Source organism: Paraburkholderia sp. CHISQ3, assembly GCF_030464945.1.
GTDB classification, from domain to species: domain Bacteria; phylum Pseudomonadota; class Gammaproteobacteria; order Burkholderiales; family Burkholderiaceae; genus Paraburkholderia; species Paraburkholderia megapolitana.
The window spans coordinates 106,820-130,161 of record NZ_JALPRG010000006.1 but is presented as its reverse complement, the minus strand read 5'-3'; the positions used below and the strand labels follow the sequence as shown (position 1 = coordinate 130,161).

General features: G+C 61.9%; 24 protein-coding genes and 1 pseudogene. 17 read left to right on the top strand and 8 right to left on the bottom strand.

All coding sequences use genetic code 11. The features are described from left to right. Window positions 1-12: 12 nt before the first annotated feature. From M0D65_RS15735 to M0D65_RS15700, 8 genes are all read left to right on the top strand, one after another. Window positions 13-1,722 carry a PfaD family polyunsaturated fatty acid/polyketide biosynthesis protein gene (locus tag M0D65_RS15735; RefSeq protein ID WP_266253524.1) on the top strand — a complete coding sequence of 570 codons (1,710 nt, stop codon included), beginning with the start codon at window positions 13-15 and terminating at the stop codon, window positions 1,720-1,722. Further along, window positions 1,719-2,531 carry a thioesterase II family protein gene (locus M0D65_RS15730; RefSeq protein ID WP_091015031.1) on the top strand — a complete coding sequence of 271 codons (813 nt, stop codon included), beginning with the start codon at window positions 1,719-1,721 and terminating at the stop codon, window positions 2,529-2,531. The genes M0D65_RS15735 and M0D65_RS15730 overlap by 4 nt, the downstream gene beginning before the upstream one ends. Next, window positions 2,515-3,234, top strand: coding sequence for a 4'-phosphopantetheinyl transferase superfamily protein (locus M0D65_RS15725; protein ID WP_266253523.1), 720 nt, complete (start codon window positions 2,515-2,517; stop codon window positions 3,232-3,234). The genes M0D65_RS15730 and M0D65_RS15725 overlap by 17 nt, the downstream gene beginning before the upstream one ends. Next, a complete protein-coding gene (locus tag M0D65_RS15720) occupies window positions 3,200-4,648 on the top strand; it encodes a polysaccharide pyruvyl transferase family protein (protein WP_170275682.1) in 1,449 nt (482 codons plus the stop codon). The genes M0D65_RS15725 and M0D65_RS15720 overlap by 35 nt, the downstream gene beginning before the upstream one ends. Window position 4,649: 1 nt before the next feature. After that, on the top strand, window positions 4,650-6,410 hold the full coding sequence (gene menD, locus M0D65_RS15715; RefSeq protein ID WP_266253522.1) for a 2-succinyl-5-enolpyruvyl-6-hydroxy-3-cyclohexene-1-carboxylic-acid synthase: 1,761 nt from the start codon (window positions 4,650-4,652) through the stop codon (window positions 6,408-6,410). Between the two features lie 110 nt (window positions 6,411-6,520). After that, window positions 6,521-7,282, top strand: coding sequence for a metallophosphoesterase (locus M0D65_RS15710; protein ID WP_266253521.1), 762 nt, complete (start codon window positions 6,521-6,523; stop codon window positions 7,280-7,282). Window positions 7,283-7,413: 131 nt separating this feature from the next. After that, window positions 7,414-9,057, top strand: a complete 1,644-nt coding sequence (locus tag M0D65_RS15705) for an acyl-CoA synthetase (RefSeq protein WP_266253520.1) — start codon at window positions 7,414-7,416, stop codon at window positions 9,055-9,057. Window positions 9,058-9,066: 9 nt separating this feature from the next. Then, window positions 9,067-9,213 (top strand): hypothetical protein, encoded by a 147-nt coding sequence (locus M0D65_RS15700; RefSeq protein WP_266253519.1) that lies wholly within the window; start codon window positions 9,067-9,069, stop codon window positions 9,211-9,213. Here the strand turns inward: M0D65_RS15700 and M0D65_RS15695 are convergent. From M0D65_RS15695 to M0D65_RS15685, 3 genes are read right to left on the bottom strand one after another with little or no spacing between them, the layout of a single operon-like run. Beyond that, entirely contained in the window at window positions 9,191-9,397 is a 207-nt protein-coding gene (locus tag M0D65_RS15695; protein ID WP_266253518.1) for a tautomerase family protein, read from the bottom strand. The two genes, M0D65_RS15700 and M0D65_RS15695, sit on opposite strands and share 23 nt — an antisense overlap. A gap of 19 nt (window positions 9,398-9,416) precedes the next feature. Then, window positions 9,417-9,647: a tautomerase family protein gene (locus M0D65_RS15690; protein ID WP_266253517.1), complete on the bottom strand. Its 231-nt coding sequence runs from the start codon at window positions 9,645-9,647 to the stop codon at window positions 9,417-9,419. A 45-nt stretch (window positions 9,648-9,692) separates the two neighbouring features. After that, window positions 9,693-11,102: an MmgE/PrpD family protein gene (locus M0D65_RS15685; protein ID WP_266253516.1), complete on the bottom strand. Its 1,410-nt coding sequence runs from the start codon at window positions 11,100-11,102 to the stop codon at window positions 9,693-9,695. Window positions 11,103-11,469: 367 nt separating this feature from the next. On the opposite strand from M0D65_RS15685, the gene M0D65_RS15680 reads away from it, so the two are divergent. From M0D65_RS15680 to M0D65_RS15665, 4 genes are all read left to right on the top strand, one after another. Then, on the top strand, window positions 11,470-11,775 hold the full coding sequence (locus M0D65_RS15680; protein ID WP_266253515.1) for a putative quinol monooxygenase: 306 nt from the start codon (window positions 11,470-11,472) through the stop codon (window positions 11,773-11,775). A 52-nt stretch (window positions 11,776-11,827) separates the two neighbouring features. Further along, on the top strand, window positions 11,828-12,442 hold the full coding sequence (locus M0D65_RS15675) for a hypothetical protein (RefSeq protein WP_091015848.1): 615 nt from the start codon (window positions 11,828-11,830) through the stop codon (window positions 12,440-12,442). 83 nt (window positions 12,443-12,525) lie between these two features. Beyond that, on the top strand, window positions 12,526-13,149 hold the full coding sequence (locus tag M0D65_RS15670) for a cytochrome b/b6 domain-containing protein (protein ID WP_266253514.1): 624 nt from the start codon (window positions 12,526-12,528) through the stop codon (window positions 13,147-13,149). A gap of 2 nt (window positions 13,150-13,151) precedes the next feature. Further along, window positions 13,152-13,943: a molybdopterin-dependent oxidoreductase gene (locus tag M0D65_RS15665; RefSeq protein WP_266253513.1), complete on the top strand. Its 792-nt coding sequence runs from the start codon at window positions 13,152-13,154 to the stop codon at window positions 13,941-13,943. A 20-nt stretch (window positions 13,944-13,963) separates the two neighbouring features. Here M0D65_RS15665 and M0D65_RS15660 read toward each other — a convergent pair whose 3' ends face one another. The 4 genes and pseudogenes from M0D65_RS15660 to M0D65_RS15645 all read right to left on the bottom strand — a co-directional run bounded on the left by M0D65_RS15660 (window position 13,964) and on the right by M0D65_RS15645 (window position 15,891). Further along, a complete protein-coding gene (locus tag M0D65_RS15660) occupies window positions 13,964-14,923 on the bottom strand; it encodes a GlxA family transcriptional regulator (protein WP_091015004.1) in 960 nt (319 codons plus the stop codon). Between the two features lie 18 nt (window positions 14,924-14,941). Continuing rightward, a pseudogene (locus M0D65_RS15655) lies at window positions 14,942-15,079 on the bottom strand (enoyl-CoA hydratase); the annotation flags it as partial. Between the two features lie 12 nt (window positions 15,080-15,091). Beyond that, window positions 15,092-15,397, bottom strand: coding sequence for a putative quinol monooxygenase (locus M0D65_RS15650; RefSeq protein WP_266253780.1), 306 nt, complete (start codon window positions 15,395-15,397; stop codon window positions 15,092-15,094). 197 nt (window positions 15,398-15,594) lie between these two features. Then, window positions 15,595-15,891 carry a DUF4148 domain-containing protein gene (locus M0D65_RS15645; RefSeq protein ID WP_266253512.1) on the bottom strand — a complete coding sequence of 99 codons (297 nt, stop codon included), beginning with the start codon at window positions 15,889-15,891 and terminating at the stop codon, window positions 15,595-15,597. A 409-nt stretch (window positions 15,892-16,300) separates the two neighbouring features. On the opposite strand from M0D65_RS15645, the gene M0D65_RS15640 reads away from it, so the two are divergent. Then, entirely contained in the window at window positions 16,301-17,011 is a 711-nt protein-coding gene (locus M0D65_RS15640; protein ID WP_266253511.1) for an SDR family NAD(P)-dependent oxidoreductase, read from the top strand. A gap of 66 nt (window positions 17,012-17,077) precedes the next feature. Here M0D65_RS15640 and M0D65_RS15635 read toward each other — a convergent pair whose 3' ends face one another. Continuing rightward, window positions 17,078-18,031, bottom strand: coding sequence for a LysR family transcriptional regulator (locus M0D65_RS15635; protein WP_266253510.1), 954 nt, complete (start codon window positions 18,029-18,031; stop codon window positions 17,078-17,080). Between the two features lie 147 nt (window positions 18,032-18,178). On the opposite strand from M0D65_RS15635, the gene M0D65_RS15630 reads away from it, so the two are divergent. From M0D65_RS15630 to M0D65_RS15615, 4 genes are all read left to right on the top strand, one after another. Beyond that, window positions 18,179-19,465, top strand: coding sequence for an MFS transporter (locus M0D65_RS15630; protein ID WP_266253509.1), 1,287 nt, complete (start codon window positions 18,179-18,181; stop codon window positions 19,463-19,465). Window positions 19,466-19,553: 88 nt separating this feature from the next. Continuing rightward, window positions 19,554-21,086 carry a M81 family metallopeptidase gene (locus M0D65_RS15625; RefSeq protein WP_266253508.1) on the top strand — a complete coding sequence of 511 codons (1,533 nt, stop codon included), beginning with the start codon at window positions 19,554-19,556 and terminating at the stop codon, window positions 21,084-21,086. A gap of 40 nt (window positions 21,087-21,126) precedes the next feature. After that, the gene (locus tag M0D65_RS15620; RefSeq protein ID WP_266253507.1) at window positions 21,127-22,176 is read left to right on the top strand and encodes an alpha/beta fold hydrolase; all 1,050 of its coding nucleotides are present in this window, start codon (window positions 21,127-21,129) and stop codon (window positions 22,174-22,176) included. Between the two features lie 84 nt (window positions 22,177-22,260). Continuing rightward, window positions 22,261-23,274 carry a D-cysteine desulfhydrase family protein gene (locus M0D65_RS15615; protein WP_266253506.1) on the top strand — a complete coding sequence of 338 codons (1,014 nt, stop codon included), beginning with the start codon at window positions 22,261-22,263 and terminating at the stop codon, window positions 23,272-23,274. Window positions 23,275-23,342: the final 68 nt, after the last annotated feature.

Genomic DNA, 23,342 nt, shown 5'->3' with positions numbered 1-23,342 from the left:
GGAGTCAATGCAATGAATGCCCCTGTGAACATCCCCGGCGCCACCGCCACGGCGCAGTCGCTGGGCAGCGCAGCGTTCCGTGAGCGCCATGGCCTGAGCCTCGCCTATATGGCCGGCGCAATGGCTGCCGGCATCGCCGGCGAGGCGCTGCTCGAAGCGCTGGTCGGCGCCGGTTGCCTCGCCAGTTTCGGCTCGGCGGGCCTGCCTCTCGCGCGTATCGAAGCAGCGATCGCGCGACTGCGTGCCTCGCTGCCCGGCAAACGCCTGTGCTTCAACCTGATCCATACGCCCGATCATCCGGCGCAGGAACGCAGCATCGTCGAGCTGTATCTGCGCGAAGGCATCGAGACCATCGAGGCGTCGGCGTTCATGCAACTGAGCGCGGCGCTCGTGCTGTTCCGCGCGCGCGGTGCGCGCATCGACGAGCATGGTCGCGCTCACGCAAAGCAACGCATCATCGCCAAGGTGTCGCGCCGCGAAGTGGCGCAGGCCTTTTTAAGGCCCGCACCCGAAGCACTGCTCGCGACGCTGCGGGCCGAAGGCGCGCTCGATGCCGGCGAAGTCGCCGCCGCGCGCCTGCTGCCGATGGCCGACGACATCACCGTCGAAGCCGATTCGGGCGGCCATACGGATCGACAGTCGCTGGTCTGCGCGTGGCCGGCGCTCGCCGCGTTGCGCGCACGCGTTGCGCGTGAGTTTCCGCTCGCGGCCGAGGTCGGGCTCGGCGCCGGCGGCGGCCTCGGCACGCCGGCGGCAATCGCGGCCGCTTTTGCGATGGGCGCGGACTACGTCGTTACCGGTTCGATCAACCAGGGCTGCATCGAGGCCGGCACCTCCGATACGGTCAAGCAACTGCTGGCCGGCGCCGAACCCGCCGATGTCACGATGGCGCCCGCCGCCGATATGTTCGAGCTCGGCGTCTCCGTGCAGGTGCTCAAGCGCGGCAGCATGTTCGCCGCGCGCGCCAACCAGTTGGGCGAGCTGTATCGCGCGCATCGCACGCTGCGCGATCTGCCGCCCGACGAATGCAAACGGCTCGAACAACAGATCTTTCATCAGCCGCTCGCAGCGGTGGAAGAGCAGACGCTCGCGTTCTGGCAGGCGCGCCATCCGGGTCTTGCCGAGCGGGCAGCTCAGGACCCGCGCGTCATGATGGGTCTCGTGTTTCGCTGGTACCTGGGCCAGGCTTCGCGCTGGGCGATCAACGGCGATCCGGCTCGCGTGCTCGACTTCCAGATCTGGTGCGGCCAGGCGATGGGCGCCTTCAACGCGTGGGCTGCCGATACGCCGTTCGCCGATCCGCGCCGCCGGCATGCGGCGGCGATTGCGCTGTCGCTGATGAACGAGGCGGGTGCGCATCTCGACAATTTCATGGCGCGCTCGGTGTGGCCACCGGCACTGTCGGCTGTCACATCCACGTCGACGTCAACATCCACGGACGACATCGAACTCGACGACGAAGAGGATCTGCAGGAGTGGCTGATGCTGCAGATCGCCCGCGAACTTGGCGTCGACATCGACCAGATCGATCCGCGCTGCAGCTTCGAAAGCTACGCGCTCGATTCCGCCCGCACCCTGCTGCTGCTCAACCGTGTCGAGCAGCGTCTGTCGATGAAGCTCTCGCCGACGCTCGTGTGGAACTACCCGACGATCGAAAAACTCGCCGCCCGCCTGCAACAGATGGCCGAGGCAGCGAGCGTTGGCGCGGAGGCAAACGCATGAACGGCACCACCCTGCAGCGTCCGCCGATCGTCGACGTCAGTGCGGACCGGCTCTGCGCACCGTGGACCCTGTTCCGCACGGCACGCGCGAACCCGGCGATGCGCCTGCTATGTTTTCCGCACGCCGGCGGCACCGCGCTCGCGTATCGCGGCTGGAGCGAACAGCTGCCCGACTTCGTCGAGGTCTGCCCGATCCAGTTGCCTGGCCGCAGCAACCGCGCGCACGAGACGGCCTATACCTCGGTCGCCGCGCTGCTCGACGATTTGCTGCCCGCGATCGAGCCATTGCTCGACCGACCGGTTGCGCTGTTCGGTCACAGCATGGGCTCGGCGCTCGCGTTTGCGCTCGCCATCAAGCTCGAGCAGCGCGGCCGCGCGCCGCTGCGCGTGTTCGCGTCGGCGCGGCGTCCGCCGTTGCTCGGCCACGTCGGTACCTTCCATGAACGCAACGACGCGGAGCTGACGGCGTATCTGCGCGATCTCGGCGGCACACCGGAGATCGTCTTCGAGAACGCCGAGTTGCGGACCCAGGTGTTCCGTCTGCTGCGCGCCGACTTGCAGATGAACGATCAGTACACGAGCCCCCACGCGCTGCGCAACGTGCCGATCACCACGCTGGGCGGCCTGCACGATCCGTATGTGCCAGTAGGCGACTTGCAGGGTTGGTCGAGCCTCACTCACTCCGCGTTCGATGGCCGGTTATTTCACGGCGGGCATTTCTTCCCGCAGTACCAGCCGAAGCTCGTGCTCGATTATCTGAGCGAGCGTCTCACTGCCGATCTGGAGGGCCTGCATGTTCGTGCTGGATAAAGCCCATATCGAGATCGTCACGGTCGACCTCGACGCGCTACCGACGCGTCACGATCTGCTCGACGCCGACGAGAACCGGCGCGCGCGTGCCTTTCTGCGCCCGCAGGACAGCCATCGCTTCGCCGCCGCGCACGGCTTGTTGCGCCAGTTGCTCGGTCTTGCCTGTGGCGAGCCGCCGGCGAGCCTCGTGTGGGGTGTCCGCGAGAGCGGCAAGCCGTGGTTGCCGGCTCATCCGCGGCTCGGTTTCAACCTGTCGCATGCCGGCCCGATTGCGGTGATCGCGCTCGGTCGCGATCTGCGTGTGGGCGTCGACGTGGAGCACCTCGCCCGCTCGCTGGACTGGCGCGGTATCGCCAGCCACTACTTCAATGCGGACGAATGTCGCGCGATCGGCGAAGGCGAAGGGTCGGCGCGGCGTTTCTATACCTTGTGGACCGCGAAAGAAGCGGTCCTCAAGGCGATTGGTTGCGGCCTGTCCGCACTCGATGACGCACCGATCGCACTCGATCGCGAGGGTCGACCGCGACTGCTGCACCCCCTGAACGACGAATGGCATCTCACCCCGCTACACGAGGTCGGGCATCCCGCCGCCCTCGTCTATGACGGCCCCACGCGGATGCTGCGCCACTGGCGCTGGCCGCTCCCTGTCCACCTGCCCGGAACGCTTCATGACCGAGATTATCGAACCCCCCAGCCGGCTTGACGAATATCTGGCCTCAGGCGCCAACGACACCGTGCTGCTGCGCCAGTTGCACGAGCTGATCCAGAACAGCGCGAACGCTGCGCCGCCGCGCGTACCGGGCACGCCGCTGCGTCTGCTGCTGGCCGGCTACAACGGCGGCGGCAATACGGGCGCGGATGTGCGGGTGGCCGAGATGATCCGCCAGATACGCGCCATTCTTGGGCGCGAGCAGGTGCAGATCGGCCTGATCGCCGCCGGCGAGACGTTACCGCTGGAGCTCGCCGACGAGGTCCGGCCCGAGCTGAGCAGCGACTACCTGCCCGACTTTCTCGAGCGCACCTGTCGTCGCTACGACGGCGTGATCGCCTGCGAAGGCTCGATGTTCAAGTCCAACTTCTCCACCGCGCTCGGGGCTTTCATGGCCGCGAGCCTGGGCATCGCTTCGGCGAGCGGACGACTGGCCGTCGGCTACGGTGCCGAGGCCGGCCGCATGGAGCCGGGTCTGCGCGACTTCGTGTCCGGGCTCGGTCAGGGCCCGCTCGTGCTGTGTCGTAACGCGGAGTCGCGCACCTTGCTCGACGGTCTCGGTCTGCGCACCGCCGCGGGCGCGGACACCGCGTGGACTTACCAGGCCACGCCCGAAGCTGCCGTGCAACAGCGCCTGCGCATGCTCGGTGTCGGGCAGCGGCCGCTGCTCGTGATCTGTCCGATCAACCCGTTCTGGTGGCCGGTGCGTCCCGATCTCGCTAAGGCCGTCGAGCTGGAGACCCACGGCGCGCATCGCGACCTGCACTACGCAGCCGTGCTGTTTCACGCCGACAGCGACGAGATCCGCCGCGGTTATGCCGCCTATCTCGACGCGATCGCCGAGGCCGCGAAGCAATGGCGCGAGGACAACCACGGCAGCGTGCTGATCATCGGCATGGACCGCGTCGATCGCAAGCCTTGTCATGATCTCGCCGCGCGCTTCGACACGCCGCCGCCGATCGTGCAGAGCGGCGACGTGTCGCCGGGTGCCATCGTCGGTATGCTGCGCGCCGCCGACCTGCTGCTCAGCTCGCGCTTTCACGCGATCGTGACCAGCATGCAGGCCGGCGTACCCGCGGTCGGTATCAGCATGGACGAGCGCATCAACAACCTGCTGGGTGCCGGCGAACACAACCGCCGGCTGCTGCGCGCGGACAGCCCCGAGCTGGCCGGGCAGATCCTGCCGGCGCTGCGTCACGCGCAGGCCGAGCGCGAATCGATCGGCGCGGCCGCGCAGGCGTTTGTCGCGAGCCAGTTGCGCGCCATGGGCGAGATGGGCAAGCGCTTCGCCGACGAAGTGCGGCGCTTCCATCCCGACATCAAGACGCCTGACAGCAACGCCGGATGGAGCGCCTACCTGCCCTCGATGCATCCCGAACTGCACGCCCTATTAGAGAGGAATAGCTGACATGTCCCTGCAGAACCGCAATACCGCGTGGGTGCACGCGATCATCGACGAACTCTCGCGCGCGGGTGTCCGCCAGGCTGTCGTCTGTGCCGGTGGACGCTCGTTCGCCCTGATCGCGGGCATCGCGGCGAGCGACTGGGAAATCGCTCACGTGCAGACCGACGAACGCGCCGCCGGCTTCCTGGCCCTCGGCCTCGCCAAGGCGACCCAGCGACCGGTGGTGGTTGCAGTGACCTCGGGTTCGTCGGTGGGCAACTTGCTGCCGGCGCTCATCGAGGCCGACAGCACCGACGTGCCGGTGATCGTCCTCACCGCCGATCGCCCCAAGGGCGGGCAGAAGTCGGGTATGCCGCAAACCACGAACCAGATCGGCCTGTGCGCGGCCGTCGTGCGGGCCGCGCTCGACCTCGACAACCCGACCGACAGCTCGCAGGACATCGAAGCGCTGCGCGGCCAGATTGCCGGATTGCTGCCGTACCTGATCGGCGATCGCAAGGGTCCGGTGCAGATCAATATCCCGATGGCCGGCAAGCTCAGCTCGGCTGATCCAACGCCGAACTGGGAACCGCCTGCGCTGAGCGACCTGGCGCGTCACGGTCGCTTTAACGCCACGGGCACACCGCTGCCGATCCGCGATGTAGCAATCACCCAGCCGCATGCAACCGATTGGGACGGCCTGATTGCGCGACTGGGGCTGCGCCCTGGCATGAAGGGCCTGGTGGTGGCTGCATCGGACTGTCCGCTGACGCCATCGGCTGCCGCGAAGCTGTCGAAGCAACTGGGCTTCCCGCTGCTCGCCGACGCGCTCTCCGGTCTGCGTCGCCCCGGTATGCCCAATCTGCTCACCACGGCTGACATCCTCGTCGCAGTCGAGAAAGAACAGCCGGACCTCGTGATCCGGCTCGGCGGTCTGCCGGTGTCGCAGTACATGCAGAACTGGCTCAGCACGCTGTCGGCGCCGGTACTGCGCATCGATCGCAAACACATCGAGGCGGACTTCCTCACGCCGCGCTTCGAGCTGCTGCAAAATCCCGACGAAGCCGATCTCGAACGGCTCGCCGCCAGCCTTGGGCGCGGCGACGAGAACTGGCTCGAGCAGTGGGTGAGCCGCGACGCGGTGGTCCGCAACGGTCTGAACGAGGCGCTCGCCGCGCTGCCCTGGGGCGAATGCCAGGCCGTCGCGACGGTGCTCGCCGCAGATGGTTACGAGCTCCTGCATGTCGCCAACTCGATGACCACGCGCCATACCAATCTGCTGCTCGAGGCGCACGATCTGCAGGTGTATTCCAACCGCGGCGTGGTCGGGATCGACGGGACCAATTCGACGTTCATCGGCGAGTTGCATGGTTCGCAGTCGCGCGGTTTGCTGCTGATCGGCGATCAGACGTTCCTGCACGATCTGAGCGGGCTGGAAGCCAGTCGCATTGCCGGTCTGCGCGGCACGATCTGCGTCACCAACAACAGCGGCGCGTCGCTGTTCGATGTGCTCGGACTCGGGCTCGAGAAGACGCTGCCCGATTACACGCGCCTCGTGCGCAACCCGCCGGGCTACCGTATCGGGCCGGCCGCTGCCGCGTTCGGTTTGCAGCATGTGCGCTGCGAATCGCTGCAGGCCCTGCAACAGGCGCTCGCCGATGCGAAATCGGCCGAGGGGCTCCAGGTCATCGAAATGGTCGTGCCGGCCGATTCGCTGCGGCGGGACATCGTTCCGCTGTACACCGCTGCGATGAGTGCCTTGCAGGTACCGGTCGCCGCGGTATAAGCGCCAGAAGCCGTGTCACACGCGTCGAACGACGACGTGATTAAATACCTCCGGTTAGCCCGGTGCGCTCCGCACCGGGCCTCTCCCATTACGGCGGCGGTTACCCCACCATGCGCGTGTTTGCCCTGTCGGACATTCATGTCGATTACCCCGACAACGAGTCGTGGATCGAATCGCTTTCCACTCACGATTACCGCGACGACATACTGATTCTGGCGGGCGATGTCTCGGACTCGCTCGTGCGCATGCAGCGCTGTTTCGACAATCTCGTGCGACGCTTTCGCAAGGTCCTGTACGTGCCCGGCAATCACGACTTGTGGGTGATTCGCGAGAAAGGCCACAGCTCGCTCGATAAATTCCACCAGGTTTGCGAGCTTGCGCAGGATTGCGGCATGTCGATACGACCGACGCAAGTGGGCGGTGTGTCGGTCATTCCGCTATTCGGTTGGTACGATTATTCGTTCGGCGAGCCCAGTGAGGACATTCTCGCGACCTGGATGGATTTTCGCGCATGCCTGTGGCCGGATGGTCTCGGCGCGCAGGAGATCACGACATACTTCCTGCAACTCAACGAACCCGTGCTCGTTCCGTATGACGGGACCGTGATCACGTTCTCGCACTTCTTGCCGCGCATCGATCTGATGCCCGACTTCATTCCTCCGGCACACCGCACCGTTTATCCGGTGCTTGGCACCGAGCGGCTCGATCGACAGATTCGTGCGGTCGGGTCCAGTATTCATGTCTATGGACATAGCCATGTGAACCGGCAGATCGTGGTCGATGGTGTGACTTACATCAATAACGCGTTTGGTTATCCGCATGAACAGCGGATTACGACCAAGCAGCTGATCTGTATTCATCGCGATAGCTGATCACAGCGTCACCCGGGAAATCGCGAGTACCATAGCCTGGTGTTCCTCGGCAAGCGCGCGAAACCGCGCGCATTGATTGCACAGGATAGGGAAAATAAACGGGAGCGTATGTCTCCCGAGGAGACCGTTCGATGACGCATATCTTCGACGAAGGCCTTGGCCGCCGCGAGGCCAACTACGTTCCGCTAACGCCCATCGATTTCATTGCGCGTGCAGCCGAAGTCTACGGTGACCGCCTGGGCGTTGTGTACGGTGCGACCCGTCGCACGTGGAGCGAAACCTATGAACGAACCCGGCGCCTCGCCGGCGCACTACAGCGTGCGGGGATAGGACGCGGCGATACGGTCGCCGTGTTGCTTCCCAACATTCCCGCCATGATAGAGGCGCATTTCGGCGTGCCGATGGCGGGTGCTGTCCTCAACACGCTGAATACACGGCTTGATCCATCATCGATTCTTTTCATGCTGCGGCATGGCGAAGCCAGAGCGCTGATCGTCGACACCGAGTATGCCGAACTGGCACACCGTGCCGCGCTGGAGTTTCCGGATCTGCTTATCGTCAGCGTTAGCGACGTCATCGCCGCAGATCCACACCAGTTTCCGCGCGCAACCGACTATGAAGTTTTCCTGCAAGGCGGCGACCCGCAATTTGTCTGGCAGCCTCCTGCCGACGAATGGGATGCAATCGCGCTGAACTACACGTCGGGCACAACCGGAGACCCGAAGGGCGTTGTCTACCATCATCGTGGCGCATACCTGAATGCCTTGAGCAATATCCTCGAATGGGATATGCCCAAGCATCCGGTCTACCTCTGGACGCTACCGCTGTTTCATTGCAACGGCTGGTGTTTTCCGTGGACCGTGGCGGCGCGTGCCGGTGTCAACGTCTGTCTGCGTAAATTCGATCCGAAGACCGTGTTCGATCTGATCCGCGTAGAAGGTGTCACCCACTACTGCGGCGCGCCGATCGTTCAGAGCGCACTGGCCAATGCGCCTGAGGCGTGGCGTGACGGAATCGGTCATCGCGTTGCGACCATGGTGGCCGGTGCAGCGCCTGCTCCGGCGGTCATTGCGAAGATGAAGGAGATCGGTTTCGACCTGACGCACGTGTACGGTCTCACCGAAGTCTATGGGCCTGCGTCGGTATGTGCGAAACAGGCGCACTGGGATAGTGCGAGCGAGGATGAACTTGCGCGCCTTAATGCACGACAAGGCGTGCGTTACCACCTGCAGGCAGCCGTAACGGTCGTGAATCCGGACACACTCGATCCGGTACCGAACGATGGCGAGACACTCGGTGAAATCGCGTTTCGCGGCAACATCTGCATGAAGGGTTATCTGAAGAACGAGCGCGCCACAGAAGAGGCCTTTAGAGGCGGCTGGTTCCACACCGGCGATCTCGGTGTGTTGATGCCAGACGGCTACATTCGCATCCGCGATCGCAGCAAGGACATCATCATTTCGGGCGGAGAGAACATTTCGAGCATCGAGATCGAAGACACGTTATACCGGCATCCCGCGGTTTCGCTGGCTGCCGTGGTGGCGATGCCCGATCCGAAATGGGGCGAGGTTCCGTGTGCATTCGTCGAACTGAAAGAGGGCGCGCAGGCCACAGTCGAAGAGATCATCGCGCACTGTCGTTTGTTTCTGGCGAGTTTCAAGCTGCCTAAAGCCGTTCTATTTGGCGAGTTACCTAAAACTTCGACCGGGAAGATCCAGAAGTTCGAGTTGCGCGCGCGGCTCAAGTCCAGCAGTGCCATAGATGGAGCCGGATGAAGCGTGTGCGTGCCACGCACCTGGAAACCCTACCGGGCCACGCAGCCGACGCTTGGCATGAAAATGCTCGAGATCGTCAGTGTCATCGGCATCCATGGCGCGTTGATCGCGGTTCCCATGCTCGAAGAGAACCTCAAGGCACTTGAGTCGCCTTGAAATCTTTCCCGTCGATACGGCTGGACACGCTGATATTTTCCGCAGGGTGCTCATGCACGATGACGTTGATGATCTTCGGGTCCGAGCCGATCGAGTCGTGCGTCACCTGAATGATGTCGCGGATCAGTTGCTCGCGGCGCTCGTAGCTGAGCCCCGTTTTAATGTGGCACTCGATAAAAGGCACGATCGCTCTCCAGCAGTTTCTATTTAAGACGTTCGATGAGTTCTTTGTCGTTCGCCGCACCTTCGACGTATTCCGGCAAGTGCTCGCCATGTTCGACGAAGTTGATGCCGCGTCCTTCGCGTATCACCAGGAAGATGTCGTTTTTCGTTTCGCCTGTGGCGGCACTGACCACACGCAGCAGGCCTGCTGCCAGTGCCTGCTTTTGTTCGTCGGTGCGGCCGAATCGCATGTCGCATGAAATGAGCGCCATAAAATGTCTCCTGAACGTGTCGCGAAGTTTCGTGAAATTTCGTGCTTATTGAATCCCCGGATGGTTGGCCGGATAGCGCGGTTGTGGATTCACCTTCGCAAGGAGCTGCATCAGCTCCTTGACAGGATGTTGATCGAGTGTCGATACCAGATCGATGATCTGGCCTCGCAGCGATTCATCCGCGTATGGCTCGCTTAGCCAGTGGAATTTCTCGACGGTCCGCTCCCATGTGAACGGATTGTCGAGCCCGCCTTCGAAGCCGACGTGTTCCTTCGAGAACACCTGGCCGTTCCTGCAGCGGATCGTCACCCGCGTGTTCAACGCATGCGGGTACTGCCTGCTGAATTCGGCATCGGGCCGCACCGTGACCTTCTTGAGCAGCGCCTGCGTATCGGCGGCCTGAACGCGTTCCGGTTCCAGTTGCGCGGGCCCTACTTCGTCGTCGATCAGTACCGCCGCAATCAGATACTTGAGGTTGTAGTCGGCCTGCTCCTTGGTCTGCGGCTCGTCCTTCGGGCCGAAACCGCCCCCTCCCGCGATATCGAATCCGGTCTGGAAGATGTCGCACATCACTTCCTCGACGTCTTCGCTCTTCACAGCGTGGCGACGCTTCAGATCGAGCGTCGCTTCGAGCACGGGTTGGCCGTGAATCAGCGAGCAGAACTTCTTCATCACCGTTTCATGAATGACTTCGAGCCGATGATCGTTCCAGTCGACTTCGAGCGGCTGATCGAACATGCGTACGAGCCCGTTAGGTCCTTCGAACAGGCGCAGCGGGCCTGTAAAGCCGCGTTTCGCAAGCGACGCCGAATAGATTGCGCGCATGCCGGTAATGGCCGGCGAGAAACCCTTCCATTGCGACACGGGCTCGGAATGGACGCACGACAACGAGATGTTATCTACGGTGGCAATCGTGATGGCATGGGCAAGCTGCCCGGCATCGAGGCCGAACAGTTTGCCCGAGCCCGCAGCCGACGACATCGCCAGCTGAATGGCGTGATTGAATCCTTTCGCCATGACCGGAACGATCGCGGTGATGCGCGCGCCGATTTCGTACGCCACGGCGAGCGCAAGCATGAAGTCCTCGCCGCTTGCCGATGCGTGATCGGCAGCCGCGAGGATCGTGCCGAAGTTATCGCTGGGATGACAGAGGCCGCCTGGCGACATGTAGCTGTCGAGCAGATCGACATAACGCACGAGACCCGAGTTGTACAACGCGGCCTGATCCGGCGACGTGCTGCCACCGCCAATCAACGTGCACGAACCCGAGCGGCCGTATTCGTCGAACTGCTCGCGCAATGCCTTGAACGGTTTGCCCGACAGCGCCCCGATCGCGCAGCCGAGGCTATCGAGGATGTTCCGCTTGAACAACGTCCGCGAGTGCGGCGTGAGGTGCTGTACACGTGCATCGAAAGCGAACTGGCCGATGCGTTGAGCAATGGTAGGCGTACTCATGTGGCGAAGTTCTCACGGTAAACCGCGTGGCGCGCGGGGAGGCAGATTCATAGGCTCGATAGATGCTGAATCTAGGCGTATTCATCCGCCTCGCAAACACCCGTCATGGATCAACTATTTTGCGCGTGAGGAACAAGTCGAACGTCCGCGCGCCGGTTCTCGCAACACTAATCGTGCGTGAGCCAGGCCGCTCAAGCCTTCCGCCATGTCCGCGCATCCCGTCTACAGCACCACTCTCAAAGCACCGTCCGGTCACGTGGCGGTTTTGATATCAAAACTGTCGATTGAGACTGTATTCCCTCTTGCACGCTCTTTGTACACTCCGCTTCACCGCATGAACCTGTCACGCGAACATTGGAGAACAAAGATGATCAGCAAAGCGCTATTTGTCCGTCTTGAAGCTAAACCGGGAAAAGAGCAGGCGGTAGAAGACTTTCTTACCGCGGGCCTTGAAATGACCAACCGGGAAGCGACTACGCCAATCTGGTTCGCCCTCAAGCTGTCGCCGACCACATTTGGCGTGTTCGACGCGTTCGCAAGCGATGAACACCGCCAGGCTCATCTGCACGGCAGCATGGCCAATGTGCTGATGTCGCGCGCCGCCGAGATGCTGGCAAGCCCGCCTTCGATCGAACCAATTGATGTGCTGTGCATGAAGAATCAGTTGCCCTGAGCCGCCTGCGTGGCGTCCCGATTCAATCGCATTCATATAGATGGAGTTACTCGTGTCGATTCAATTGAAACTAGGTGTCCTGTTCGCTGCCGTTGCATTTTCGAGCGCATCTTTTGCGCAAGCACCCGACGCCAAACCGGAGCGGATTCGCGGCGACATCGTGTCGTTCACAGGCGAAACGCTAACCGTGCACCGCAATAGCGGCGATACCGTGTCCGTCGATGTCAAACCGGACGTCGGCGTCTCGGCCCTTAAGCCAGCCAAGCTGGCCGACGCCAAGGTCGGTACGTACGTGGGAACGCCGGCGATCACCGGCCCCGACGGAAAACTGACCGCTACGTCGATGATCGTTTTTCCCGATGCAGCACGTGGCACAGCAGAAGGTCATTTCGCTTATGACTTCGGTCCGAGCAGCACGATGACGAATGCAAACGTGGTGTCGGTAGTGACGGGCACGAGCGGCCGCGAACTGCATCTGTCGTACAAGGGCGGCAACAGCACGGTAACGGTGCCGGCAAATGTGCCAGTCGTCACTCCTGTGCCGGCAGCCAGAACGGATCTGACGGCAGGCAAGAAAGTGTTCCTCGTGGTGACACCGGGTACGAGCGGCGTGTATGACGCGCACGTGCTGTTCGTCGAAAAGGATGGCGTGGCACCGGCGTTCTAAAGCATGAGGCCGGCTCGTTCGGGCCGGCCTCATTCATTACGTCCTCTGCTTCCGTTCAAACCGTCCGCCCAACGTTTCCGACGATGGGCAACCGTATCAACCACGAGATCGCTTTGAGCCACGTAACGATTCAACCCGCCTGGGTCCGCATCACACACTGGATTAACGCAGTCGCGGTCGTCCTGATGGTGCTAAGCGGCTGGCAGGTCTACGACGCCTCGCCGATCTTTCCGTTGTTCCGGTTCCCTGCCGTCATCACGCTCGGTGGATGGCTTGGCGGTGCGCTGCTCTGGCACTTCGCGGTGATGTGGCTGCTGATCGCCAACTTCCTCGTCTACCTCGGCTTGAATCTCGCCTCCGGGCGTCTGCGCCGGAAACTGCTGCCTGTCAGCCCCAAGGCGCTTGTCACCGATCTCGTCGCGGCGCTACGCGGCACGCTCGGGCATGAAGACCTCTCGCGCTACAACGCGGTACAGAAGTTCGCCTACCTGGTGGTTATCGTCGATATCGTGGTCGTGATCCTGTCGGGACTGGCGATCTGGAAGTCGGTGCAGTTCCCACTACTGCGTATGCTAATGGGCGGGTACGACAACGCGCGCATCGTGCATTTCTGTGCCATGAGCGTGCTGGTGGCGTTCTTCTTCGTGCATGTCGCCATGGTTGCGCTCGTGCCGCGCTCGCTGCTTCTGATGATCCGCGGACGTTGATCATGAGTTTTCGAAAAGACCCCGGCGAGTCCAGCACATTTCTCTCGACGCATGCCGAATCCATCATCAAGGACGCACGCAACGAACTGAAGAATCCCGCACGCCGGCTGCTCGGCAAACGGATTCTCACGCTCGGTGGCATTGCAATGCTATCGGGCTGCGATCTGACCAACGACAAATCCGTGAACACCATGCTGCGCAAAATGTCGTTCTTCAACGACGACGTGCAGGCACTGTTGTTCAACCCGAACGAGATGGCGCCGACATATCCGGAGTCGATGATCACGCGGCCGTTTCCGTTCAACGCGTTTTACGGCATCGACGATGTGCCCGAAGTCGACGCTGCGAGTTACCGGCTTCAGGTGAGTGGACTCGTACGCGGCAAACGGGTCTGGACGCTCGACGAACTGCGCACCATGCCACAGGAAGACCAGATCACGCGTCATATCTGCATCGAGGGATGGAGTGCGATCGGCCGGTGGGGCGGCGTGCGTTTTTCCCGCTTCCTGAAGCAGGCCGGCGCCGATACCACGGCGAAGTACGTGTCGTTTCATTGCGCGGACAACTACTGGACCAGTATCGACATGCCCACTGCGCTGCACGCACAGACGCTGCTTACGCTGACCTACGACGGCCAGGTGCTGCCGCCGAAGTACGGCTTCCCGATGAAGCTGCGCATGCCGACCAAGCTCGGTTATAAGAACCCAAAGCACATCGTGGCGATCGGCGTGACGAACGAATACCCCGGTGGTTACTGGGAGAACCAGGGGTATAACTGGTTTGGTGGTTCTTGAGCCGATTCAGGCTCCACGGCTCAAGCCCCGCGCAACTCGCGCACGCCCTTCCCTGTCCGTCGCCTTAGCAAGGTTCGCAACGTGCTGCCGTCCGCATAGCCGACCTGCTCGGCAATACGATCGACCGTGAGTCTCGTTGTCTTGAGTAGATGCACGGCGCGCTCGATTCGCAGATCCTGGATGTACTCAACCGGTGTTTTACCTAGCACTGCGTTCAGACGTCGCGTCAATGTGCGCGTGCTGGTCCCCAGACCATCGGCGACAACATCGAGCACGAGCGTCGCGTCGAGGTGTTCGCGCACCCAACGATCGAACTGTTCGACGAGCGGATCGGAATGGGAGAGATGATCGGAAATCGCATAGACCGATTGCGACATCCGGGTATCGAATACGAGGTACCTGGCCACGAGGGACGCAAGTTCAGGACTATTGTTGCGGATCAACCAGAGCCCCAGATCGAGATGGCTCAACGCCGCGCCCGCCGTCACCGCGGCGCCGCTCGGCACGACGATGCGATGTACGTCCAGATTCACATGCGGATAGCGCTGCCGGAACAGCGGCGAGAGCCACCAGGTGGTCGTGGCCTCGCCACCGTCGAGCAAACCGCTTTCAGCGAGCACGAAGGTTCCCGTGCAGGCCGCCGCAACGCGCGCGCCGCCGGCACGCCACGAACGCAACGCGCCGAGTGCATCGATCACATCGTTGCGCTCGAGCGTGGGCACCAGCACGTCGGCCGTCATACGGTTGAGCGCCGGTACGACGATCCAGTCCGGCGCAGGTGCGTGCGTCACATCGTGAACCGGCACCTGCATTCCAAGCGCGGTACGTACCTCGGGGCGCATACCCGTCACGGTGATGTCGAAGCCCGCGGTGGTGACGCCAGTCGCGTTCGCAAGATTGTTGGCCATCGTCAGGCTGTCGAGTACGGTGGTCAGCCCCGTATCGAACACACCTTCGAGCGCGAGGACATAAATTCGCATGGTGATTGGATATCCAGCTTATCGATGGCGAAACACGGGCGCGCGTCTCGCGAGGAATGCGTGCATGCCTTCCTTTTGACCTTCGGTCGAAAACACGGAATGGAAGCATCGCCGCTCATGCAGCATACCCTCGTTTAACGGCGACTCGAACGACCGACGTTTCGCCGTTCACGCCAGTTGATTCTTCATCCCAAGAACGTCGATCGACTCGATCGATGGAGGACGTGCCAGCAACTCTTCGGCGTGCGCCATGAGTGCGGCGGCGATAGGTCCGTTCAGATGTGCCTGTCGATCTGCTTCGTTTGCGAAGACATCGAAGATGCCGAACGTCGCCGGCGACAACCTTAGCGCGAACCAGATCGGCGTGGTCGTTTCCTGCCCGGCCATTTCAAGGCCAACGTCAAGAAAGTTTGCGACTGCCTGCTCCTTACCTGGTTTGGCTTCAAGCCGGACAAAAAACGCTTTGCTGATCATCTTCGTTCTCCAGTGCAGTGTCCGCGCGAGGGGCTCATGCGGTGAGTCACACTGTACAAACAGAGTGCGTTGACGAGTACCGTCGCGATCGACAATTTTCGTATCGATCCGGCCAGTCACGATTCAAGCCGCGTGCGGGAAAATGAAAAAGCCACAAAGCCGGAGCTTTGTGGCTCGACAAGAAACTCGCCTGATGCCTAGCGGGTGTACATCGCGTTCCAGTCGGAAGCGGACACCCTGCTGCCGGACTGTGAAGCAGCACTCGACGCACCACCATAAGCGGTGGAACCACGTTGCGCAGACAGCTTTGCTTCGGCTGCCTGAATGGCGCTCGGGTACTGCGTCTGATCGCCATCGCCGACGTGATAGCCGACGCTTTCAAGCTGAATGAGTTCGTTGCGAACCTGAGTACGCGTTGCCGAATCTTGTGCGTAGGTCACTGCGGGGATAGCGAAAGCGGCCGCGATGATTGCTGAGCGAAGGATCGTCTTCATGATAAATCTCCAGTTGATGATTGAGGGTTTGCTTGCTCCAGACAGGTTGTTCGAAGCAGTGACTGAACTCTAGGCCCCAACCATCGATGGATTAACCATAGGCAGTGAAACTCAATGTCCTCCGACACCGATCTAATCGGTTTTTTGCCGCCTGATCCGTGCATTTAATCGAGTACGAATGCGTGCGCAAAACGCGCTCAACAAACGCCTCGCTCCATACCTGGCGGGGCTCCGCGCGCTCAGTCGCACGACACCGCGCGGAGCACCAAGTAGTCATTTGTTCCTCGGGATCAATACTGTTTCGCCTCGGTGGGTGTGCGCAGACGGTGCTAATCAGCCTAAATTGCATCCATCGGCGAAGTGAGCCCGATCAGCACAACCTCGATTCACTTATTCCAGGAGCAACATCATGAGCAATTCGCAGAAAGTCGCCATCGTTACGGGCGCATCGCAAGGTATCGGTGCAGAACTGGTCAAAGCATTTCGCGAGCGCGGTTATCGCGTCGTGGCGACAGCGCGCTCGGTGCAGCCGTCGAACGATCCGAACATCGTCACGGTGGCGGGCGACATTGGTGACCGCAACGTTGCAAAGCGCGTGATCGATGAAGCAGTCACACGCTTCGGTCGGGTCGACACGCTCGTCAACAACGCAGGCGTTTTCATCGCCAAGCCCTTCACGCAATACACCGAAGAAGATTACGCCGCCGTTCTTAGCGTGAACCTGAACGGCTTCTTCCACATCACGCAGTTGGCGATTGCCGAGATGGAGAAGAACAGCAGCGGGCACGTCGTGCAGATCTCGACCAGTCTCACCGATCACGCTATCAATGGCGTGCCTTCAGTACTCGCCTCCCTCACGAAGGGCGGTCTCAACTCGGCAACGAAGTCGCTTGCAATCGAATACGCGAAGACCGGTATTCGTGCGAACGCCGTGTCGCCGGGCATTATCAAGTCGCCGATGCATGCGCCGGAAACGCACGCGGCGCTTGGTAGCCTGCATCCGATGGGTCACATGGGCGAGATGAGCGATATCGTCAATGCGGTGCTTTATCTGGACTCGGCACCGTTTGTCACCGGCGAGATTCTTCACGTCGACGGCGGTCAGAGCGCGGGACATTGATTCTGTTTCAGTACGGGCGGCCGATGAATCGTGGCGACTACGGCAACCGCCAGGTTGCTGCACGCTTCATGCCGCCGTGCCGCGTGACCGCCGGCGCGGCTTGCGCACCGGCGGCGTGAACATCGACATCCTGTGCAAGATCCAGTTGAGCAATTCCTGCGGCGCCGCGGCCAGCGGTCTGCCGGCCTTCACGAGCACCCTTGCCTTGACGCCGCGAAACAGCGGGTGGTCGATCGGCACAACGACCAGTTCGCCGGCAGCAATCTCGCGGTAAGCGGCGAATTCGCCGATCAAGGTCACGAAGTTCTCCGCTGCGACGAAGCGCTTGAGCGCGGTCAATGAACTGGTGGTCAGCGTTGCGCGAATGTCGATATTCTCCGCAAGCGCGAGCATCTTTACGGCTTGTCCGATACCGAACGTGGCTGGCATCAACGCGAGCGGCCACGCGAGCAAATCTTCAATCCGCGCGGGACCGCCGCGGCGCGCGAGCGGATGATCGCGCCGCACCAGCAGCACGACCGGTTGTGCCGAGCTTGCCCGGTATTCGATGCGCGGATGCGGCGGCGGATTGTACGCAAGCCCGATATGTGCGCGGCTTTCGGCGACTTCGTTCAGCACGTCGTCGACGGACAGAATGTCGAGACCGATATCGAGCCGTGGATAGTGCGCGCAGAACGGCGTCAACACCTCGTCGACGAACATGTCGACATAGCCTTCGCTGACCGCGAGCTGAATCTGCCCTTGCTGCAACCCCTGCATCGCGTGCAGCTGTTCCTCGAATTTCTCCTGCTGCGCCCGGTAGCCGCGCCAGAACTCGAGCAGGTGCGTGGCCGCTTCCGTCGGCTTGACGCCACGCGCTTCGCGCTCGAACAGCGTCACCCCCAGTTCCTCTTCGAGTAGTTTGATCTGCCGCGTGATCACCGAAGGCGACGTGTTCAGGCGATCCGCCGCGCCACGAATCGTGCCGTGCGCGAGAACCTCGTGGAAGTACCGCAAACGCTGATGATTGAGCTCGCGCATGATGCCGCTCCGTTAAATGCCGGGTTCCCGGTGTGTTGCTCATAAAGCAACGATATGTGAACTTTGTTGCTCTTGCTAGTCCGATTTTGCCTGGACACCATGGAGGCACATCAAAAGGCGCTGCCGCGCCGAGCCCCGGAGACGGACATGTCGACGATTCAGACCTTGAGCGAAGCGCCCAGTGTGCCGGCGCTATACAACCGGCTCAACTGGCGGCTTCTGCCGTTCCTGCTCGGCTGCTACATGTTTGCCTATCTCGACCGGGTCAACGTCGGTTTCGCCAAGCTGCAGATGCAAAGCGAACTCGGTTTCTCGGATGCTGCATACGGCGTCGGTGCCGGCATCTTCTTTCTCGGCTACATCCTGTTCGAGTTGCCGAGCAACCTGCTGCTGCCGCGCGTCGGCGCGCGCAAAACCTTTAGCCGCATTCTCGTGCTGTGGGGCATCACGTCGGCGTGCATGCTGTTCGTGCGCAGCGTGCCGACGTTTTACGCCATGCGCTTTCTGCTCGGTGTATTCGAAGCGGGCTTCGCGCCCGGCATGATCTATTACCTGTCGTGCTGGTACGGACCGAATCGTATGGCACGTGCGGTCGCAATCGTGTTCGTCGCGGGGCCGATAGGCGGCATTGTCGGCGGGCCGCTATCGGCGTGGTTGATGACGACGCTGTCCGGCGTCGGTGGTCTGGCCGGCTGGCAGTGGATGTTTCTCGTCGAAGGGCTGCCGTGCATCGTGCTCGGCATATTGACGTTGATGCTTCTGTCCGACCGACCCGCCGATGCGAAGTGGCTCAGCACAGACGAAAAGCAGTTGATCGAGCGCGAACTCGGACCGGTCGCCATGCACGGCCATTCGTTCGGCGCCGTCGCACGCGACCCGCGTGTCTATCTTCTTGCACTCGCCTACTTCTGCATCATTTTTCCGATCTACGCACTGAGCTTCTGGCTGCCGACGCTGATCCGCGAACAAGGTGTCACCGACACGATCCGTCTCGGCTGGTACAGCGCGATTCCGTACGTGGCGGCAGCGCTGGGCATGTACGTCGCCGGGCGCCGCTCGGATCGGCTCAGCGAGCGCCGTTATCACTGCGCGGTGCCAGCCTGCGCCGGCGCAATCCTGCTAGCCGCGTTCACGTTGTACAGCGGCAATCTCGTCATCTCGCTCGCATTGCTGACGCTCGCTACCGCGGCAATGTGGATGGCCTACACGGTGTTCTGGGCGATTCCTCCGGAATACATCAAGGGCCCGGCCGCGGCCGGTGGAATCGCGCTGATCAACACGATCGGACTGTCCGGCGGTTTCTGGGGACCCGCGATGATTGGCTGGACCAGAACGGCGACCGGCAGCATGCATACGGGTCTGTTCGTGATGGCCGGCATCGCATTGCTCGCCGCCGTGCTGATCCTCGCGAACCGAAAGCTCACACGCATATGACCACCACCTCATCGTGCTTTCCGGCAGTGGCCGCACGACACGATGGAAAGCATCTTGCTCTTGCCTCGCATAAAAGGATTTCCTGACCATGAAGATACTGATTGCCGGTTTCCAGCATGAAACCAACACCTTCGCACCGACCCAGGCGTCCTATCAAAGTTTCATTCAGGGCGAAGGCTTTCCCGCTCTCGCGCGCGGCGCAGACGTGCTGACGCTGCGCGACGTCAACGTGCCGATCGGCGGTTTCATCCGTCATGCCGAAACCGCGGGACATGCGCTGATCCCCGTGATCTGGGCAGGCGCGAGCGCATCGGCTCACGTCACTCGCGACGCCTACGAACGGATCGCCGGCGAGATCGTCGATGCGGTGCGCGCGGGCGGCTTCGACGCGATCTACCTCGATCTGCACGGCGCGATGGTCGCCGAGCATCTCGACGACGGAGAGGGCGAACTGCTCGAACGAGTGCGCGAGATTGTCGGCGACCGTATGCCGGTTGTCGTTTCGCTGGATCTGCATGCGAACGTAACCGAACGCATGCTGCAACTCGCCGATGCGCTCGTCGCGTACCGCACATATCCGCACGTCGATATGGCAGAAACCGGCAAACGTGCAGCGGAGATTCTCGATCGGATCACGCGCGACACCCGGCCGCTCGCGTGCGTCGCGCGTCGCGTGCCGTTTCTGATTCCGGTGAACGGCATGTGCACACTCGTCGAACCCGCACGCGGACTGTATGACCGGCTCGATGCGCTCGAGCGCGATACGGTTGTGTCGCTGTCGTTCGCACCAGGATTTCCTGCTGCCGATTTCCCCGAATGCGGACCGGTGCTGTGGGGCTACGGGTTCGAGACCGAGGCGTTGAACGTTGCCGTCGATGCACTCTACAGCCGGATGCTGGCCGAAGAAGCGCAGTGGGAAGTACCGTTCCTCACACCCGACGAAGCCGTGCTCGAAGCAATGCGCCGTAGCGAACACGCGGACAAACCGGTGATCATCGCCGACACGCAGGACAACCCCGGCGTGGGCGGCGACTCGAACACGATGGGCATGGTGCGCGCGCTGCTGCACAACGGTGCGACCGGTGCGGCCGTCGGCGTGATCTGGGATGCGGATGCGGCACAGGCCGCGCATCGTGCGGGCGTCGGCGCTCGTATCGAACTCGCGCTTGCGGGTCGCTCCGGTGTGCCGGGCGATGCGCCGCTCGAAGGGGTGTTCGAGGTCGAGCATCTGTCGGACGGACACTTTCGCTTCGATGGTCCGATGCTGAACGGCATGCCCGGCGATCTCGGCCCGGTGGCGTGCCTGCGCATCGACGGCGTGCGCATTGCGGTGAGCAGCGTGAAGATGCAGGTGTTCGACCGCAACCTGTTTCGCGTCGCCGGCATCGAGCCCGAGCACATGAAGATCCTCGTCAACAAGAGCTCGGTGCATTTCCGTGCGGACTTCGAGGCAATCGCCGATTCGATTCTCGTTGCAAAAGCACCGGGCCCGATGGCCGCCGACCCCACCGATTTACCGTGGCAACACCTCGATCCGCAGATCCGCGTACGTCCGATGGGTCCGTCATTCGCCGCGTTGCGCGACGCGCGTTCGGCAGGCGCCTCTGCCGGTTCCCATTGATCGATTGAACTTCAACACATCTTGAACTGGAGAAACGCATATGTCTGACTCAATCAACACACGTCGCCGCCTTTTCCTCGGCACAGCTGCGGTCGGTATCGGCACGATGGACCTGAGCTTCGCCGGTCTTGCGCGTGCGCAGTCGTCGTCCAGCGCGTCTGCGCCGGGTACGCGCACGACCGCATCGAGCGCATCGTTCGACGATCTGCGGCAGATCGATGCCGGTCTGCTTAACGTCGGCTATGCCGACCTCGGACCGGCTAACGGCCCGGTGGTGATCCTGCTGCACGGCTGGCCCTACGACATCCACAGCTTCGTCGATGTCGCACCGCTACTCGCTTCCGCGGGGTATCGCGTGATCGTGCCGTACCTCCGCGGCTATGGCACGACGCGACTTCGCTCTGCCAGCACGGTGCGCAACGGTCAGCAGGCCGTCGTTGCCGTCGATGTCATCGCGTTGATGGATGCGCTGAAAATCGACAAGGCCGTGTTCGGCGCGTTCGACTGGGGTGCGCGCACTGCCGACATCATCGCTGCGTTGTGGCCCGAACGCTGCAAGGGCCTGGTGTCGGTGAGCGGCTATCTGATCGGCAGCCAGGAAGCGAACCGTGCGCCACTTCCGCCGAAAGCAGAATTCGCGTGGTGGTACCAGTTCTATTTCGCAACCGAACGCGGCCAGCTCGGCTACGAGGCGAACCGCCACGATTTCAACAAGCTGATCTGGCAACTTGCGTCGCCGAAATGGAACTTCGACGATGCAACTTACGAACGTTCCGCTGAGTCGTTCAAGAACCCGGATCATGTTGCGATCGTGATTCACAACTATCGCTGGCGTTTAGGGCTCGCGCAGGGCGAGTCGCAATACGATGCGCTGGAAAAGCGTCTCGCTGCCGGACCGGTTATCGGCGTGCCGACAATTACGCTAGAAGGCGATGCGAACGGCGCACCGCATCCGGACCCTGCGTCCTACGCGAAGAAGTTCGTCGGCAAGTATGCGCATCGCACGATCACCGGCGGGATCGGACATAACCTGCCGCAGGAAGCGCCGAAGGCGTTTGCCGATGCAGTGCTCGATGTTGCGAAGCTTTGACGCGTAGACGCGTTCCGGCGCTAACCCGACGGGCGCGGTAAGCTTCACGTGGACGTACGATCACACCACCCAGGAGGTAATGAAATGGCATCGCGAGCACCGGACCTTTCCCGGTTTCCTAAAGCACAATTGCGCGACGGACCTTCACCGATTGTGGCGCTACCGAGATTGAGCCGGCACCTGGGTGGCGCCGACATCTATGTCAAGCGCGAGGATATCGATGGTCTGGGCGGTGGAGGCAACAAGCTGCGCAAGCTCGAGTTCCTGATCGGCGAAGCGCAGGCAATGGGAGCGGATACGGTCATCACGGTAGGTGGCCGCCAGTCGAATCATGCGCGCCTGACCGCAGCGGCAGCCGCACGCGTTGGCATGAAATGCGAACTGGTGCTCTCAAGACTCGTTCCGATCGACGACGATGACTACGTCGAAAATGGCAATGTCGTGCTCGACCGCCTGTTTGGCGCGGTCATTCACGACATTCCAGGAAACGTTAGCGCATTGCAGGTTGCAGAAGAGCGCGCTGCGACGTTACGCAGCCAGGGACGCAAGGTTTATGTGTGTCCGCTAGGCGGATCGAGTCCGGTGGGCTGCCTTGGCTACGTTTCTTGTGCGATCGAGCTTCTCGATCAGTCGCGTGAAAGCGGTATTGAGTTCGACCATATCGTTGTTCCAAACGGCAGTGGCGGTACGCAGGCCGGACTTGTCGCTGGCTCGATCGCTGCCGGTGTGCCGCCGACCAAAGTAGTCGGTTATACGGTTCTGGCGCCGCTCGAGAAAGCCTTTGCGACCACCTGCGAAAAAATCGGGCAAACGCTTGCCTTGATCGATTCCAGTCTCACGTTCTCTACTAGCGACGTCGTTCTGCATGGCGAGCAGCTTGGAAGCGGCTACGGACTACCCACCGATTCGATGCGTCGCGCGGTGAATCTTCTGGCCAGCCAGGAAGGTCTTCTGCTGGACCCGGTGTATAGCGGCAAGGCGTTCGCGGGTTTGATCCAGAGTGTTGAAAGCGGCCGGTTCGGCGCAGGGCAAAAGGTGCTGTTTCTCATGAGCGGGGGCACACCATCGCTGTTTGCCTATCGCTCGACGTTTGCCTGACTGTGGGCCTACAACCCGAACCAGATCTTTTTCACTAAAAACCTTGACCTTCCCCCACTGGGAAGGTC

What these genes read in the sequence shown, in the direction of transcription:
- M0D65_RS15615 (WP_266253506.1), top strand. Translation starts at nt 22,261, where the DNA reads ATGGCATCGCGAGCACCGGACCTTTCCCGGTTTCCTAAAGCACAATTG.
- M0D65_RS15635 (WP_266253510.1), bottom strand. Translation starts at nt 18,031, where the DNA reads ATGCGCGAGCTCAATCATCAGCGTTTGCGGTACTTCCACGAGGTTCTC.
- M0D65_RS15710 (WP_266253521.1), top strand. Translation starts at nt 6,521, where the DNA reads ATGCGCGTGTTTGCCCTGTCGGACATTCATGTCGATTACCCCGACAAC.
- M0D65_RS15625 (WP_266253508.1), top strand. Translation starts at nt 19,554, where the DNA reads ATGAAGATACTGATTGCCGGTTTCCAGCATGAAACCAACACCTTCGCA.
- M0D65_RS15720 (WP_170275682.1), top strand. Translation starts at nt 3,200, where the DNA reads ATGACCGAGATTATCGAACCCCCCAGCCGGCTTGACGAATATCTGGCC.
- M0D65_RS15705 (WP_266253520.1), top strand. Translation starts at nt 7,414, where the DNA reads ATGACGCATATCTTCGACGAAGGCCTTGGCCGCCGCGAGGCCAACTAC.
- M0D65_RS15735 (WP_266253524.1), top strand. Translation starts at nt 13, where the DNA reads ATGAATGCCCCTGTGAACATCCCCGGCGCCACCGCCACGGCGCAGTCG.
- M0D65_RS15665 (WP_266253513.1), top strand. Translation starts at nt 13,152, where the DNA reads ATGAGTTTTCGAAAAGACCCCGGCGAGTCCAGCACATTTCTCTCGACG.
- M0D65_RS15640 (WP_266253511.1), top strand. Translation starts at nt 16,301, where the DNA reads ATGAGCAATTCGCAGAAAGTCGCCATCGTTACGGGCGCATCGCAAGGT.
- M0D65_RS15725 (WP_266253523.1), top strand. Translation starts at nt 2,515, where the DNA reads ATGTTCGTGCTGGATAAAGCCCATATCGAGATCGTCACGGTCGACCTC.
- M0D65_RS15650 (WP_266253780.1), bottom strand. Translation starts at nt 15,397, where the DNA reads ATGATCAGCAAAGCGTTTTTTGTCCGGCTTGAAGCCAAACCAGGTAAG.
- M0D65_RS15680 (WP_266253515.1), top strand. Translation starts at nt 11,470, where the DNA reads ATGATCAGCAAAGCGCTATTTGTCCGTCTTGAAGCTAAACCGGGAAAA.
- menD (WP_266253522.1), top strand. Translation starts at nt 4,650, where the DNA reads ATGTCCCTGCAGAACCGCAATACCGCGTGGGTGCACGCGATCATCGAC.
- M0D65_RS15685 (WP_266253516.1), bottom strand. Translation starts at nt 11,102, where the DNA reads ATGAGTACGCCTACCATTGCTCAACGCATCGGCCAGTTCGCTTTCGAT.
- M0D65_RS15730 (WP_091015031.1), top strand. Translation starts at nt 1,719, where the DNA reads ATGAACGGCACCACCCTGCAGCGTCCGCCGATCGTCGACGTCAGTGCG.
- M0D65_RS15620 (WP_266253507.1), top strand. Translation starts at nt 21,127, where the DNA reads ATGTCTGACTCAATCAACACACGTCGCCGCCTTTTCCTCGGCACAGCT.
- M0D65_RS15690 (WP_266253517.1), bottom strand. Translation starts at nt 9,647, where the DNA reads ATGGCGCTCATTTCATGCGACATGCGATTCGGCCGCACCGACGAACAA.
- M0D65_RS15645 (WP_266253512.1), bottom strand. Translation starts at nt 15,891, where the DNA reads ATGAAGACGATCCTTCGCTCAGCAATCATCGCGGCCGCTTTCGCTATC.
- M0D65_RS15630 (WP_266253509.1), top strand. Translation starts at nt 18,179, where the DNA reads ATGTCGACGATTCAGACCTTGAGCGAAGCGCCCAGTGTGCCGGCGCTA.
- M0D65_RS15660 (WP_091015004.1), bottom strand. Translation starts at nt 14,923, where the DNA reads ATGCGAATTTATGTCCTCGCGCTCGAAGGTGTGTTCGATACGGGGCTG.
- M0D65_RS15670 (WP_266253514.1), top strand. Translation starts at nt 12,526, where the DNA reads ATGGGCAACCGTATCAACCACGAGATCGCTTTGAGCCACGTAACGATT.